This is a genomic window from Marinomonas rhizomae (genome assembly GCF_003315485.1).
GTDB classification, from domain to species: Bacteria; Pseudomonadota; Gammaproteobacteria; order Pseudomonadales; family Marinomonadaceae; genus Marinomonas; species Marinomonas rhizomae.
Map to the genome: position 1 here is coordinate 114567 of NZ_QNSE01000005.1, position 14152 is coordinate 128718.

The 14152-nt window shown below is 44.1% G+C and carries 11 protein-coding genes; 9 read left to right on the top strand and 2 right to left on the bottom strand.

The window, feature by feature from the left end:
- Nucleotides 1–2: 2 nt before the first annotated feature.
- From pxpB to DFP80_RS07395, 7 genes are all read left to right on the top strand, one after another.
- Nucleotides 3–707: a 5-oxoprolinase subunit PxpB gene (gene pxpB, locus DFP80_RS07365; protein ID WP_113916161.1), complete on the top strand. Its 705-nt coding sequence runs from the start codon at nucleotides 3–5 to the stop codon at nucleotides 705–707.
- A complete protein-coding gene (locus DFP80_RS07370; protein ID WP_113916162.1) occupies nucleotides 697–1620 on the top strand; it encodes a 5-oxoprolinase subunit C family protein in 924 nt (307 codons plus the stop codon). Before pxpB ends, DFP80_RS07370 begins: the two co-directional genes overlap by 11 nt.
- A 378-nt stretch (nucleotides 1621–1998) precedes the next feature.
- Entirely contained in the window at nucleotides 1999–5850 is a 3852-nt protein-coding gene (locus DFP80_RS07375) for a hybrid sensor histidine kinase/response regulator (RefSeq protein ID WP_158601361.1), read from the top strand.
- 11 nt (nucleotides 5851–5861) lie between these two features.
- Nucleotides 5862–6965 (top strand): response regulator, encoded by a 1104-nt coding sequence (locus DFP80_RS07380; RefSeq protein ID WP_113916164.1) that lies wholly within the window; start codon nucleotides 5862–5864, stop codon nucleotides 6963–6965.
- Nucleotides 6966–7046: 81 nt separating this feature from the next.
- Nucleotides 7047–7604 carry an alkyl hydroperoxide reductase subunit C gene (ahpC, locus tag DFP80_RS07385; protein WP_113916165.1) on the top strand — a complete coding sequence of 186 codons (558 nt, stop codon included), beginning with the start codon at nucleotides 7047–7049 and terminating at the stop codon, nucleotides 7602–7604.
- Between the two features lie 175 nt (nucleotides 7605–7779).
- Nucleotides 7780–9327, top strand: coding sequence for an alkyl hydroperoxide reductase subunit F (gene ahpF, locus DFP80_RS07390; protein ID WP_113916166.1), 1548 nt, complete (start codon nucleotides 7780–7782; stop codon nucleotides 9325–9327).
- A 208-nt stretch (nucleotides 9328–9535) separates the two neighbouring features.
- Complete coding sequence (locus DFP80_RS07395; RefSeq protein WP_113916167.1) at nucleotides 9536–9790, top strand: type II toxin-antitoxin system Phd/YefM family antitoxin; 255 nt, start codon at nucleotides 9536–9538, stop codon at nucleotides 9788–9790.
- Nucleotides 9791–9954: 164 nt separating this feature from the next.
- Here the strand turns inward: DFP80_RS07395 and DFP80_RS07400 are convergent, their stop codons facing one another.
- The gene (locus DFP80_RS07400) at nucleotides 9955–10713 is read right to left on the bottom strand and encodes a 5'-nucleotidase, lipoprotein e(P4) family (RefSeq protein WP_113916168.1); all 759 of its coding nucleotides are present in this window, start codon (nucleotides 10711–10713) and stop codon (nucleotides 9955–9957) included.
- Nucleotides 10714–10993: 280 nt separating this feature from the next.
- Here DFP80_RS07400 and DFP80_RS07405 point away from each other — a divergent pair, with 280 nt between their 5' ends.
- On the top strand, nucleotides 10994–11908 hold the full coding sequence (locus DFP80_RS07405) for a DMT family transporter (RefSeq protein WP_113916169.1): 915 nt from the start codon (nucleotides 10994–10996) through the stop codon (nucleotides 11906–11908).
- A 93-nt stretch (nucleotides 11909–12001) separates the two neighbouring features.
- Here DFP80_RS07405 and DFP80_RS07410 read toward each other — a convergent pair whose 3' ends face one another.
- Nucleotides 12002–12886 (bottom strand): alpha/beta hydrolase, encoded by an 885-nt coding sequence (locus tag DFP80_RS07410; RefSeq protein WP_113916170.1) that lies wholly within the window; start codon nucleotides 12884–12886, stop codon nucleotides 12002–12004.
- A 258-nt stretch (nucleotides 12887–13144) separates the two neighbouring features.
- On the opposite strand from DFP80_RS07410, the gene DFP80_RS07415 reads away from it, so the two are divergent.
- Nucleotides 13145–14029, top strand: a complete 885-nt coding sequence (locus tag DFP80_RS07415) for a helix-turn-helix domain-containing protein (protein WP_113916171.1) — start codon at nucleotides 13145–13147, stop codon at nucleotides 14027–14029.
- Nucleotides 14030–14152: the final 123 nt, after the last annotated feature.

A 14152-nucleotide genomic window follows, 5' to 3' on the forward strand; every position in this document is an offset into this window, starting at 1 on the left:
TTATGAGCAGTAAAGATTTCCCGAATATAGAAATGGTCAGCAATCAGTCCTGCTTGTTGACCTTTAGTCAGGTGATTAGCGAACCAACCTCCAATTACATTGCCCAAGTTACACAACACTTGGTGCAGTTGGCTGGCATTGTGGATTTAGTACCATCTTACACCACACTTTTAGTGGTATTTGACGACGATCATTACGACCGCTTTGCTATTTTTAAAACGATTCGCCAGACCATAGAAGCCATTGATCCAAATGATTTTTCAGTCAAAGATCAGCGTGAAGTGGTGATTCCTGTGTATTATGGCAAAGAAGTCGCTCCAGACATCGACGATGTTGCCAACCATTGCAAACTGAGTGTCGACGAAGTGATTAAGCGCCACCACGAGACAACCTATCGAGCGTATGCTATTGGCTTTACGCCTGGATTCGCCTTCTTGGGCAATACGCCAGATGAACTTCACACACCACGAAAAACCACTCCTCGCTTAAAAGTACCTACTGGCAGCGTGGCATTAGCCGAAAATCAAACGGCGGTTTATCCCAGTGTGACACCAGGCGGATGGCAAATTATTGGACGTACTCCTGTCAACTTGATTGATTGGGGCAGTAAAAATCTCGCGCTTATTGCGATGGGGGATTCTGTTCGATTCGAGCCTATTTCTCGGGATGAGTTCTTAGTGCAAGGAGGGCTGCTCGATGGCTTTTAACGTAATCAAACCTGGTTTATTAGCGTTGGTTCAAGACTTGGGGCGTCATGGGCACCAGTCTATCGGCCTAACCACAGGTGGACCAATGGATGAAGTCGCTTTTCGCTGGGGCAATGCCCTACTCGACAACGACTGCAATTGCCCAGAAATAGAAATCACCTTTGGCATGTTGACATTGGAAGCGCAAGCAGACACTAGCATAGCTATCACAGGTGCAGATCTTGCTGCGACACTGAACGACAAAAGCATCACGCCTTGGCAAACTTACGCGATTAAAAAAGGCGATGTGTTAGCTTTCCAGCAGCCAATTTGGGGGTTACGTGCTTATCTTGCGGTGAAAGGCGGTTTCCACTGTGAACCGACATTAGGTAGCGTTGCCACCGTGGTACGTGAAAAAATTGGTGGATTAACAGGTAACGGCGACAAGCTGCAAAAAGGTGACGTCTTAGCCTATCAAGCTTACCATGATCATGAAAAACGATCAGTACCGCGCTTGGCGATACCGAATTATGGCAATAGAGAAATACCGGTAATTTTGGGCTATCAATACCAATCTTTTTCTTCTTTAGAACGGGCAAACTTTTTCTCTAGCGATTATAAAGTGTCATCAAATTCAGACCGCATGGGCTATCGCTTAGAAGGGCAAGAGATACATTCCAATCTGAAAGGAATTATCTCCGAAGGCATTGCTTATGGCGCCATTCAAATTCCCAAAGATGGCCAGCCTATTGTCTTATTACAAGACAGACAAACCATCGGTGGTTATCCCAAAATAGGCTGTGTAACTCGTATTGGCGGTAGTATTTTGGCACAACAAAAGCCGGGAGATGTTATCCAGTTCACTCCCATCACAGTTGATCAAGCAGAACAAGAGCGTCATTTGCAAATGGCTCGACTTACTCAGTGGCGATAGTCTAACAGAGTCGCACCTCATCGATTCAGCCAAAGGCGCTAAGTTAAAATAGCGCCTCTTTTCCTCTCTGCCAACGCAATAACATTGGTTTCGCAACACAAAGTATGCGACCTAATAGCGCGCTATTAGGTCAGCTCTTTTACATTTTGTATCACAGCAGTAAAAGAGCGCAACAAACAGACAGCCATCCTTACACATCATGACACATCACCGTCTGAGTTTTACGAGCATATCCGTTACGCTTAATGTATAAACGAAAGCAGAATTTTAAAAAGTCTCAGTTCATACCTTTTGATTCTATCGCGCCCCTCAAATGGACTTGTGATGATCCAAAATTATCTGCTCAAACCGTTACATGCTATTAAAAACAGGGACCTAATGCGTAAATTTAACCGTTTCAACAATACTACTTTTCTACTTGTCTGGGTCATGGCAGGCGTGGTGCTGTTTGCAACTCTCATTGGTGCGGCCATTTTGCTCGACACCATTCAAAATCTACGCATCCAACAGCAACAGTTGGTTGAGCAACAAAATGCCATGTTGCGCAACACGGTTCAACTGCGTGAAATCGTTCCCGCTCAGCACAACACCATGCACCAACATTTGACGGAAAGTGATCACAACCATGATCTGGAGTCAGAAGCGTGGCTAAAACAGTACCAAAAAGCGGCGACCAACTTACAGAACAGTTCAGAACAGCAAGTAGAACTGTTGGCTTTGGCAGACCTTCTCAAACAACAAGGCATGGCAATTGAGAGTATTTTTAATCGCATCGAACACTGGCATGAACGCAAAGCGGAATTTGTTGCACAGTCTGATTTGAACCAACGCATCGAACAAGCTCAATTGAAAGTCGAAGCCCTGCGCAGCCTAGCAAACGCCTTAAACAGTCGCTATCGCCAACAGGAAAATCGCACCCTATACGAATACAACGATCAGCAAGAGGGCAACCAATCCAATCTTCTTGAATACTATATAAGTTTGAGAGACACCCATCTAGATAACGCGCTAACAACCATAATCGAAGATGTAATCGCCCTTGATAGTGCTTTATTTTCACTATTTTATGTCAATAACATTAACGAGTTAAACGACGTCATCAATAACACCTTGACCCCGTCTATTGTGCTTTTGGAAGAGGCTATTGAGGTAATTCGTTCTGCTTACCCTGCTTATGCATCCAGTATTGAACGACAGCTAAGTGATCTGCAAACCATTCTCTATAGCAATGAACAGCCACGTTCAGACAGCATACAAACGGTACTTCAAGCACAAACCGCGCTGCTGAGTGACCTACAAAAAAACATCGCGCTCACCAGCGAAGCTGACGTTCTCGGTCAAGTGCTGGACAATACGTTTTTACCCATTGAGTCTTATCTTGATCAGATCAATGTTTTGGTACAAAAAGAATCTCATTCATTTGAAAAACGGATTGGGGACGAACTGCAAGCCGTTAGCGTGCAATCTGGTCTTATCAGCGTGGGAACGATTTTGATCACGCTTTTATTAGCGTGGGCCATTTCAAAGAAACTGTCTCGTCAGCTGAAACACATCGTAGAAAGCGAAGACCGTTTTCGCTCTATGTTTGAGTCCTCTCCCGATCCCGCTTGGATCATGGTGAACGAAAAAATAGTAGAGTGTAATAAAGCAGCTTGTAGCAAATTAGGCCATATTTGCAGTGATCTCAAGCAACGTTCATTCATCCATCTCACGCCAACCCTTCAAGCCAATGGAAAACATTCGGCAGGGGAACTTGAGACACTGATCAAAACCGTTAAAGCAACAGGTCAAGCACAGGCTGAATGGCTTTTCAAAGGTGATAAAGCACAGCCGATATACGCAGACATGACCTTACTGTCGGTCTCATACCAAGATCAGAAAGCCATCATTTGCACGTGGCGAGACATCACCAAACGTCAACAAACCCAGCGCTCTTTAGAGTCTTACAAAGAGCAATTGGAACACGAGATTGAAGAGCAAACCTTTGAGCTGAAACAAGCGAAAGACATCGCCGAAAAAGCCAACCAAGCAAAAAGTGACTTTCTAGCCAACATGAGTCATGAAATTCGTACACCAATGAACTCCATTATCGGCATGTCTCATCTGGCGTTACAAACAGGGCTTGATGAGAAACCTCAAAACTACATTCAAAAGGTCTTGGGGTCTGCAGAATCACTACTCGGCATCATTAACGACATCTTAGATTTTTCAAAAATTGAAGCTGGTAAAGTAGAAATCGAAAAGCACCCTTTCCACCTGCAAGATGTGTTGTCGGATGTGGCCAATATTTTGGCGTTAAAAATCGAGGACAAGGGTCTTGAGCTCATCTTTAATGTCTCACCAGAGTTACCGAATCACTTTGTTGGAGACGCCTTACGCCTCAGACAAATCCTACTTAATTTAGGCAACAATGCGGTCAAATTCACCAACAGTGGCGAAGTCATTATCCATGTTGAATTAAACCAGGTCCTCAATGATCAAGAGATAGAGTTGCATTTTTCCGTCCAAGATACCGGCATCGGCATTAGCGAAGAGAGTAAAAAGCATCTTTTTCGCTCCTTTTCGCAAGCGGATTCGTCAACGACTCGACGTTTTGGCGGAACCGGCTTAGGGCTGGCCATTTCAAAGCAATTGTCGGAGCTCATGGGCGGCGAAATCTGGGTGGAAAGTGAGGAACATCTCGGCAGTACGTTCCACTTCACCATTCAACTGTCCACATCCGATGCCATAAGCCAAAAGGGTGATGTGACGCACATGCCAAGCATCCAACGCGTTTTAGTAGTGGATGATAATGACGCCGCACGAGAAATACTCAGTTCGAACGTCAAAGCCTTGGGGCTGTGTTGTGATTCTGCAAAAGATGGCTTTGAAGCCCTTGAAAGAGTGCAACGAGCGAAATCAGAAGGCAATGATTACCAGCTTATTTTGGTAGATTGGCAAATGCCTAGAATGGATGGCATCGAAACCTGTCGCCACATACTAGATCAGTCCGCCAATACGCTGCCGACTATGATCATGGTGACGGCGCACAGCCTAGCCACGGTAAGACAAGCTTCCAGTGATTTGAACATCGCAGGCTACTTGACCAAGCCAGTGACTCTATCGAGTTTATTTGATGCCATCATGTCGTCTCATCGTATGGATCAAACGGTGATCACCAAGCAAGTCTTACCAAGCGAGCAACCAGCGCAGTATTTGAACCTACAGGGTGCGCGTGTTCTGTTAGTAGAAGATAACGAGATCAACCGAGAGTTGGCAGAAGAGTTATTGAACCAACAAAAAGTCGAACTGAGCGTGGCAATGAATGGTCAAGAGGCCCTAGAGCTGGTTGACCGTCAAATCTTTGATCTGGTGCTAATGGATTGCCAGATGCCAGTAATGGATGGCTATCAAGCAACGCGTCTCATTCGCCAACAAGCAAAATTTGCAGATTTGCCTATCATTGCTCTGACCGCCAACGTATTAACTCATGACATTCAAAGAGCCATGGAAGCTGGCATGAACGATCATATTGCTAAGCCCATTAACATCCACAATATGTTTTCGACTATGTCCACATGGTTGCCTGAGGCGACATCGCCATCAGCGCACACCTCGTCGACCGATTTACCTGTTGATGAAGAAGTAAATTTATTACCAAACTTGGCCTTGCCTCACCTGCCGAACATCAACATTAAACAAGGTCTAAAGCATGCTCACACAGAAGCCCTCTATTGCAAAATGTTGACCCGTTTCCTTGAAAAATACCAAACCTTTATCACGGAATTCGAACAACATTTGGTAAGACAAGAATGGGACGATGCGACTCGTTTGAGCCACACCTTAAAATCGATTGCCGCCACACTTGGCATGACCAGCCTGAGCAGGATAGCCGCCAAGTTAGAGGCAGATTGCTTACAACAAGACGCCAAAGCCGAGCTGGCATTCGAACTCGAAACCATCCTCAGTGGATTGATGCTGTGGCAATCAAAATTGCCAAAAGACATCGACCTTCAACATGAGGAAAAAGCCTTAAACGTCGAAGAAAAACAACAGCAACTCAGAGAGCTGCGCCATTACTTGGAGCAAAACTCAATACAAGCACAAGATCTTGCACTGAAGCTTGCCCCTTACTTTAACAAGGCCGATGAAAAAGCCTTATTCAAATTAATTTGTGATGCTGTAACCTATTATGACTTTGATAGCGCCTTAGCTTGCATCGACAATTTAGACAAAAAGATTCAATCTTAGCGAGTTAGATTATGACCAATATCAGCAACCTTTATCCCGTCGATGACACACAGCAAGCAAGCATCTTGCTGGTTGATGACACACCGGAAAATATCGATCTATTGGCCGCCTCTCTCCGTGACGACTACCAATTAAAAGTCGCCCTTAGCGGTGCACGTGCCTTGGCCATCGCACAAGATAAAGACATGCCAAAGCCAGACCTTATTTTACTTGATGTAATGATGCCTGAAATGGATGGTTACGAAGTTTGTTCACGCTTAAAAGCGGACCCAACAACCGCTCACATCCCAGTCATTTTTGTGACCGCCAAACATGACGCTGGGGATGAAGAATACGGCTTCGATCTAGGAGCTGTGGATTATATTACCAAACCTTTTACTCCCAGATTAGTACGCGCCCGTGTACGCACTCATTTAGCCTTACACAATCAAAATCAACAACTATTCAAACAGGTTCAAGAACGCACCCAAGCGCTGCAAGACAGCAAAATACGTATCATTCAACATCTTGGTAGAGCGGTTGAATATAAAGACAATGAAACCGGCGCGCATGTTATCAGAATGAGTCACATCACACGCCTATTGGCCGAACACATCGTCAATGATCAGGCTTGGGTAGAACGCATTTTTCAAGCCGCGCCTATGCATGATGTTGGTAAAATTGGGATTTCTGACGACATTCTTCGCAAACCAGGCAAACTCACGCCTGAGGAATGGGTTCAGATGAAACATCACCCTCTTATCGGTGCGCAGATTCTTGAATCTGACGATGACCCCTTGCTACTGATGGCCAGTGTGATTTCGTTAACACATCATGAAAAATGGGATGGCAGTGGTTACCCGAACAACTTGATGGCAGATCAAATTCCATTAGAAGGCCGCATAGTGGCAATCGCCGATGTGATTGATGCCTTGATGTCCAAACGACCTTATAAGGAGCCTTGGACTACTGAACAAACTATCGAGTATGTAGACGAACAAAAAGGCAAACACTTCGATCCTGGCTTAGCCGACTTGGCCATTAAGCTCATGCCACACATTGTTGAAATCCGAGCCTTGTACCCAGATGAACCATCTGACCCACTCGGTTATAGTTTTTTTAAATTAGCACACTAGATAATAACAATTTTATTAATTTCTGGATGTCTTCTATTATGTATCTCGTTGGTAACGCAAACACTTATTAGGAGATACACAATGATCAACACTCAAATCAAACCCTTTAATGCAACTGCTTTTAAAAACGGCGAATTCGTAGAAATCTCTGAAAAAGACGTACTAGGCAAATGGGCCGTGTTCTTCTTCTACCCTGCTGACTTCACTTTCGTTTGCCCAACTGAGCTTGGTGACGTAGCAGATAAATACGAAGAGCTACAATCTCGCGGCGTTGAAGTATTTTCTGTGTCAACAGACACTCACTTCACTCACAAAGCTTGGCACGACAGCTCTGACACCATTGGTAAAATCAACTACTTCATGGTTGGTGACCAAACTGGCAACATCACTAACAACTTCAACGTAATGCGTGAAGGTCAAGGCCTTGCAGATCGTGCTACTTTCCTAATCGATCCAGAAGGTACTATCCAAGCAATGGAAATCACGGCAGAAGGTATCGGTCGTGACGCTGAAGACCTACTTCGCAAAGTGAAAGCGGCACAATACGTTGCAGCTCACCCAGGTGAAGTTTGCCCAGCGAAATGGAAAGAAGGTGAAGCGACTCTTGCTCCTTCTCTAGATCTAGTCGGCAAAATCTAAGACGACTTCCCTGCAGTTGGGTGCGCCGCACCCAACTTCGGGCTTTCGCCAACTCTTGGACAACAGCCCTCAATAATTCAAATTTCGGTACTCAATCTTCAAGCCACGCTTGCTAGGTATGACTTTTTTCGCCCGAAATTTATGGTAACTCTCAATTTTAAACGGATTAGACACTATGTTAGACGCAAATATGAAACAACAATTGGGCACCTACCTTAAAAATATCGTTAATCCGATTGAGGTTACTGTGTCCACTAATGGCAATGACAAATCGGCTGAACTGCTTGCACTTGCGCAAGACATTGAGTCCCTAAACAGCACGAAAATCACCTTGATCACAGATGAAAATCCATCTGGTCGTGCACCACAAATGGCCATTGGTCCGAAAGGCGAAGCGCCTCGTGTTCGCTTTGCGGGGATTCCGATGGGACACGAATTTACGTCTCTAGTACTTGCCTTATTACAAGCCGGTGGCCACCCTTCAAAAGCGGCGCCAGAAATACTAGAGCAAATTAAAGGTTTGGACAGCGAACTTAACTTCGAGGTGTACATTTCCCTCTCTTGCCACAACTGCCCAGACGTCGTACAAGCCGTTAACCTAATGGCCGTACTCAACCCGAAAGTAACAGCGACCATGATCGACGGCGCACTTTTCCAAAGCGAAGTAGAAGAGCGCAACATCATGGCTGTTCCTTCTGTTTACCTAAATGGCGAACACTTTGGTCAAGGTCGTATGACGCTGGATGAAATATTGAACAAGGTCGACACAGGTGCGTCCGATAAACAAGCGGCGGCATTATCCGAAAAAGAAGCTTACGACGTCTTGGTCGTTGGTGGCGGGCCAGCAGGCGCGGCAGCAGCAATCTACTCTGCTCGTAAAGGCATTCGTACCGGCATCGTAGCAGAACGTTTTGGCGGACAAGTCAGTGACACCATGGCGATTGAAAACTTTATTTCCGTCAAAGCAACAGACGGCCCTAAATTGGTCGCAGGCTTAGAACAGCACGTTTTAGATTACGATGTTGATCTAATGAAAACCCAAAAAGCGGTTCGTCTAGAAAAGAAAGAATTTGTCGAAGTAGAACTGGAAAATGGTGCCATTCTTAAAAGTAAAACCGTGGTATTAGCCACTGGCGCTCGTTGGAGAGAAATGAACGTACCAGGCGAACAAGAATACCGTGGTAAAGGCGTAGCCTACTGCCCACACTGTGATGGCCCATTGTTTAAAGGTAAGAAAACAGCCGTCATTGGTGGTGGTAACTCGGGTATTGAAGCCGCCATTGACCTTGCTGGTATCGTTGAACATGTAACGGTTCTTGAATTTGGTGACACCCTACGTGCAGACGACGTATTGGTGAAAAAAGCAGAATCGTTGCCAAACGTATCCATTATTAAGAATGCCATGACAACTGAAGTATTGGGCGATGGCGAACGTGTCATTGGCTTGAAGTACACAGATCGTAAAACAGATGAGTCACATCTTGTTGATGTCGCTGGTATCTTTGTACAAATCGGCTTGGTACCAAACAGTGAATTCCTAAAAGACACACTAGAACTGACCAACCGCGGAGAAATTGTGGTGAACGGACATGGTGAAACCTCATTACCGGGCGTTTTTGCCGCAGGGGATGTGACCACCGCACCATACAAACAAATCATCATCTCAATGGGTTCAGGTGCAACGGCTGCCCTCGGTGCATTTGATTACCTAATCCGCCAATAGCCGATTAGGTAAGACACACGCTGAATTGGAGACCCCTTCTTTCTATTCAGTGGCTATTCATTCAGACCTTGATACGCCCTTTGCACTTCGCAAAGGGCGTTTTTTTATGCTCAAAACTATGCAAACAAGATAGAAACAAACAATTAAAACATTACGTATAAAAACCAGTACAAGTACAATTTCAAGCACTTACTTGCAGGAGTAAAATATGTATACGCTAAGTTACTCAACTTTTAGAGCAAACCTTGCTAGCACATTTGATAAAGTAAATGACGATCATAAGCCTGCTCTCATTACTCGTCAGGGCGGTAAACCGGCTGTACTTATTAGTTTGGAAGATTTTCAAGCGTATGAAGAAACGGCCTATTTGATGGCTAGTCCAAGAAACGCTTCTCGTTTAAACGAAGCCATTGTAGAAGTAGAAGCAGGCAAAACACAGATAAGAGAACGGATTGAGGAATGATTTTATCTTGGGCTGAAAATGTATGGAAAGATTATCTTTATTGGCAGTAAAAAAATAAGAAGACGCCGTATATTGTTCATTGCCGTTACCATTACTAAAAGACGAATTCGATAAAGCCAATACAAACGTCGATCTGTATTGGCTTTTCAAAATTTAAAACCGCATTATTTTGCGGCTTTTTCATTCCATGCTTGTAGCTCTGACTTCGACCAAGAACCATATGAAGCATTAGGCATAACAATCCAATTGTTACCAAAATGCTTGGCTTCTTTGGCAACTAGACCACGCTGATACTCTGTCGATTCTTTGTTTTTAAATTCAGCAGCAAAATCATGCAGGCTGTCACCAATTAACATAATAATATCATGGTTTTTACGGGCAATCTCACGGCGAGACTCTTTCGACTCGGTATAAAGCAACACATTGTCACTGCTTACTTGAGCAACATTCAGCTTTTTCAGTGTCTTAAGTGTGTCGGCTTTGTTCTCTTGAAAACGATCCGAGATATAGTAGATTTTCACGCCTTGCTGCGTGACAAAATCGATAAAATCTTTTGCGCCTGGAATTAAGGTCGGTTCGCCTTTTTTCTCCCAATCGCTCCAAGTATCCCAAGAAGTATAATCGTGGCAATTATTTACATCACGAACTAATAATGGTGTATTGTCTATGACTGTTTCATCCAAATCTAACACAACAGCGGGTTTTTTATCTGAGTTATGATTCGCCAAAATCTGTATAAAGCGCTGCGTGGCAAATTGGTATGCCTGCAACTGCAGTGCCATAACTTCGGCAGACTGCTGCTGATAACGCAGTGCCATATTATATTCTTTCGCTTTACAAACAGTGTCTTGGTCTGCTGAAAAGGCAGCATTACTGCCCAATAAAGGTAACGCAAAAAGTAAAGAGGCGGTGAGTTTTTTCATAAGACAAATGTTTCCTTAAAATTTAAGGGGACATAAAATGACATGTTTTTTTATTAAATGCCAATTTAATTACAGCTCAAATATATTTTGACCACTATTCACCACTTCCACATTCCACTACAACTTTAAAAACAATTAAATCTGAAGTATTCAAACCGAGCCTTACTTTCTCCGCCCATAACATTCAATTAATATGAATGATTTGTTCTTTATTATTCATTATTAATGAAAGTAAAAACAGCCTAAACTGATTAAAAGACAAACAGAAAAAGGCACCCACATGAACAATACACACTCGAGCACCCTATCTATTGCTGGCATTGGCTATGCGCTCGCCGCGGTCGCGATTTGGACAGGCTTTATCTTGGTTTCGAAGGCGGGTTCGCTGGCGGCATTGGCCTTACCGGATATGATGATGGTTCGATTCGGCACTGCTTTTATCTTATTTTTCCCTTTTATTTGGCAGCACCGTCATACCATTTTTCAATGGCGTATGCTGGTGTTAGGCAGCATTGGTGGGCTCGCATATGCTTTATCCGTGTTCAATGGTTTTGACCATGCGCCCGCGACCCATGCCGCATTATTACTGCCTGGCCTAATGCCAATCATGATTGCCGTATTCGCTTACTTTCTGGCGAATGAACGTCATAGTAACCTTGCTTGGTTCGGAATTTTGCTCAGTAGCCTGGGTATTATCGTACTCCTATCTGAAACTCTACTGTCAGGAACATCTTATTGGCTAGGCGATGCCAGCTTCATCCTTGCATGCGTATTCTGGGGCATTTTTACCGTACTATTACGTCGATGGAAGTTTGCACCGTGGCAGGCAACACTGGGGATTATTGCGGTGACAACCGGCTTATTTACACCAATTTATGCCTTATTTCTCCCTCACCAAATAAGTCAGGCCTCGTGGGAAATGATTGGTCTACAAGCGTTCTATCAAGGCGTGATGGCAACTACCGTTCAAATGGTCTGTTATGGACGTGCTGTTCATTTAATTGGTGCGACTAGAATGGGTAGCCTGATGGCATTAGTGCCAGTCTTTGCAAGCGTATTGGCCGTGCCTATGTTTGGGGAAAGATGGACCTTAGGGTTAAGCATTGCCTTACTCTGTATTTTGCTGGGAACACTCGTCGGAAACATTCCGATTCATTTTTTACGCCGTAAACTTGTTCGTAAATGCATTGCCTAACACCTCGCATGCTCAATCTTTTAAGTGAGGCAAATGGGTGCTAGACAAAAAGAGGGTTGTATAGTGAACAACCCAAAACCTCACTACGCGCCTTTATTTAGCAAAGGCGCGCTTTAGAAAATTGATTACAGGTGCCACTTCGGCATTAAACTTATCACCACCATGACCACCACCTTCCACAAAACGAAGCTCAACCGATTTCACTCCTGAACGACCTTTCATAACAGAATACAGTCTTTCAGATTGCAAAGGGGAGACGACAAAGTCACTCGTACCATGCACCAGTAAAGTGGCTGGAATACGAATATTCTCTGGTAGGGTTTGTAGGAACGTCAGGGGGCTGGCCGCATCTGCTAATGCTTTATGCTCAGACACTTTCGCGCCCACCAATATGGATTCCGGTGTCGGCTCTTCATCCATAGCCTTGCGATCCGTTACGTCGTCCTGCTTTCTGTCTATTGCCAAATGATACAAATCAGAAGGAGCATACCATGACACCACAGCGTCAAGTTGAGTGGCTGCTGATTGCGCTTGATCAAACCCTGACCATAACGCCAAATGAGCGCCTGAGGATTGCCCCCATACAGCCACCTTACTACCATCATAACCGTATTGTTTCGCGTTATTTCGGACGAAGTCGAATGCGGCTCTCAAGTCCTCTAATTGCGTTGGCCAAGTGGCTTGCGTGCTGTAAGTGTAATTAATCGACACCAAGGCCATACCAGCTTCCATCAATTGATTCACCCGATCATAAAGCGCAATTTGGGACTTGTCATTGCGAAACCATCGCCCACCATGAATGAAAACCACAACAGGCGGATTCGATACATTGTCAGGCAAATAGATGTCTAACTGATTTCGCTCCCGATCTCCGTAGCGTATGTCTTTCATTACTTCAACCGCCTGAACCGATGTTGATACCATTGCCAAAACCACTATTCCTAATGTTAATTTTTTAAACATGACGGCCAATGTCATTTGATTCCCCTTCACTTTGATGAATGCGTGACGTATTGATTTTCATTGAGTATTTAAGCCTAGGTCATCATACGTCGTAATTATTCAATAAATACGCATGTAACGGCTCTAAATACACAACACTGCGTTGTCATTCTTCGAACCCTATTCAATGTAGCGAATTTTAGAAAATAACCTCGCAATTGATAATGATTATTAATAATATAAGTGTTATCTGTTTCTGCTGTTACCAGCACTACTTCGTTAGGAGAAAACATCGTGTCTTTTCATTCTGTTGAGCAAATCGCAACGTTTGAACAATTTAACTTAGATTTCGACCCATCCAGTTGGGTTCGTACTGTTAACCATCATTTTGATGAAGACACTTCTATTGTGAATGTTCACCAGCCCGGCCTGTATATTTCTATGATAGGTAAGTGTCAGTGCCAAACATTGAATAAAGGAATGGATAAAAAAAGGGATTACAGTCACAACTACATGGTAGCGTTAGTTGATGAATCATGCCCTTCTTACATGAGCTTTCAAAGTGACAGTACCTGGCAAACTTTCTCCATTCACTTATCTTTGGAGCACCTAGGAAAAAGGAGCATATTGCCTGAATTAACCACCAATGTGCCGCACAATGTTCCCCAGGTGCGACTAGCAGAAGCGGGGCCAATTCCAGTGGACATACTGCAATGCTGTGAAGCCGTTTGGGATTGTGAGTTACAAGGGTTTGAACGAGAGCTTTTTATTAAAGCCAAAGCACAAGAAGTATTGGCTCTATTTCTTCACCAGCATCGCTTAAAAAGCCAAGCCACTCAGAACATTCGAATTGATCAATTAAATTATGCCTTAAATCATGTACAAATGAACTTACAACTAGATTGGCCTCTGTCGGCGGTTGCTCGCCTAGCCGGCAGCAATCGCACCTATGTCAAACAGGATATCAAGCAATTACTGGGCATGAGTTTTCGTGACTGGCTTCGAAAAATTCGCATCGAGACGGCTCAAAAACGACTCGCCAGCAGTCAGCCTATTACCGATATTGCTCACGATATTGGCTTCAAAAGCCAAGCGCATTTTGCCACCTTGTTTAAGAGCGAAGTGGGTGTCACCCCAAGCGAGTATCGCCAAGCCTTATTCATACGACATTCCGCTTAGCCATTTTTTCCGTTTTCAAAAGTAACATGTCTGCTTTCGAAAGAGCGCCTTCTATTTCCTCGATAGACTCGTTAAAACGTCTTAGTTGGCTTGCTTCTTTTTCCTCAAACGCTTACTTCGACT

Excerpts from the sequence above, each read along its gene's own strand:
- ahpF (WP_113916166.1), top strand. The coding sequence starts at position 7,780 with ATGTTAGACGCAAATATGAAACAACAATTGGGCACCTACCTTAAAAAT.
- DFP80_RS07370 (WP_113916162.1), top strand. The coding sequence starts at position 697 with ATGGCTTTTAACGTAATCAAACCTGGTTTATTAGCGTTGGTTCAAGAC.
- DFP80_RS07375 (WP_158601361.1), top strand. The coding sequence starts at position 1,999 with ATGCGTAAATTTAACCGTTTCAACAATACTACTTTTCTACTTGTCTGG.
- DFP80_RS07380 (WP_113916164.1), top strand. The coding sequence starts at position 5,862 with ATGACCAATATCAGCAACCTTTATCCCGTCGATGACACACAGCAAGCA.
- DFP80_RS07410 (WP_113916170.1), bottom strand. The coding sequence starts at position 12,886 with ATGACATTGGCCGTCATGTTTAAAAAATTAACATTAGGAATAGTGGTT.
- pxpB (WP_113916161.1), top strand. The coding sequence starts at position 3 with ATGAGCAGTAAAGATTTCCCGAATATAGAAATGGTCAGCAATCAGTCC.
- ahpC (WP_113916165.1), top strand. The coding sequence starts at position 7,047 with ATGATCAACACTCAAATCAAACCCTTTAATGCAACTGCTTTTAAAAAC.
- DFP80_RS07395 (WP_113916167.1), top strand. The coding sequence starts at position 9,536 with ATGTATACGCTAAGTTACTCAACTTTTAGAGCAAACCTTGCTAGCACA.
- DFP80_RS07405 (WP_113916169.1), top strand. The coding sequence starts at position 10,994 with ATGAACAATACACACTCGAGCACCCTATCTATTGCTGGCATTGGCTAT.
- DFP80_RS07400 (WP_113916168.1), bottom strand. The coding sequence starts at position 10,713 with ATGAAAAAACTCACCGCCTCTTTACTTTTTGCGTTACCTTTATTGGGC.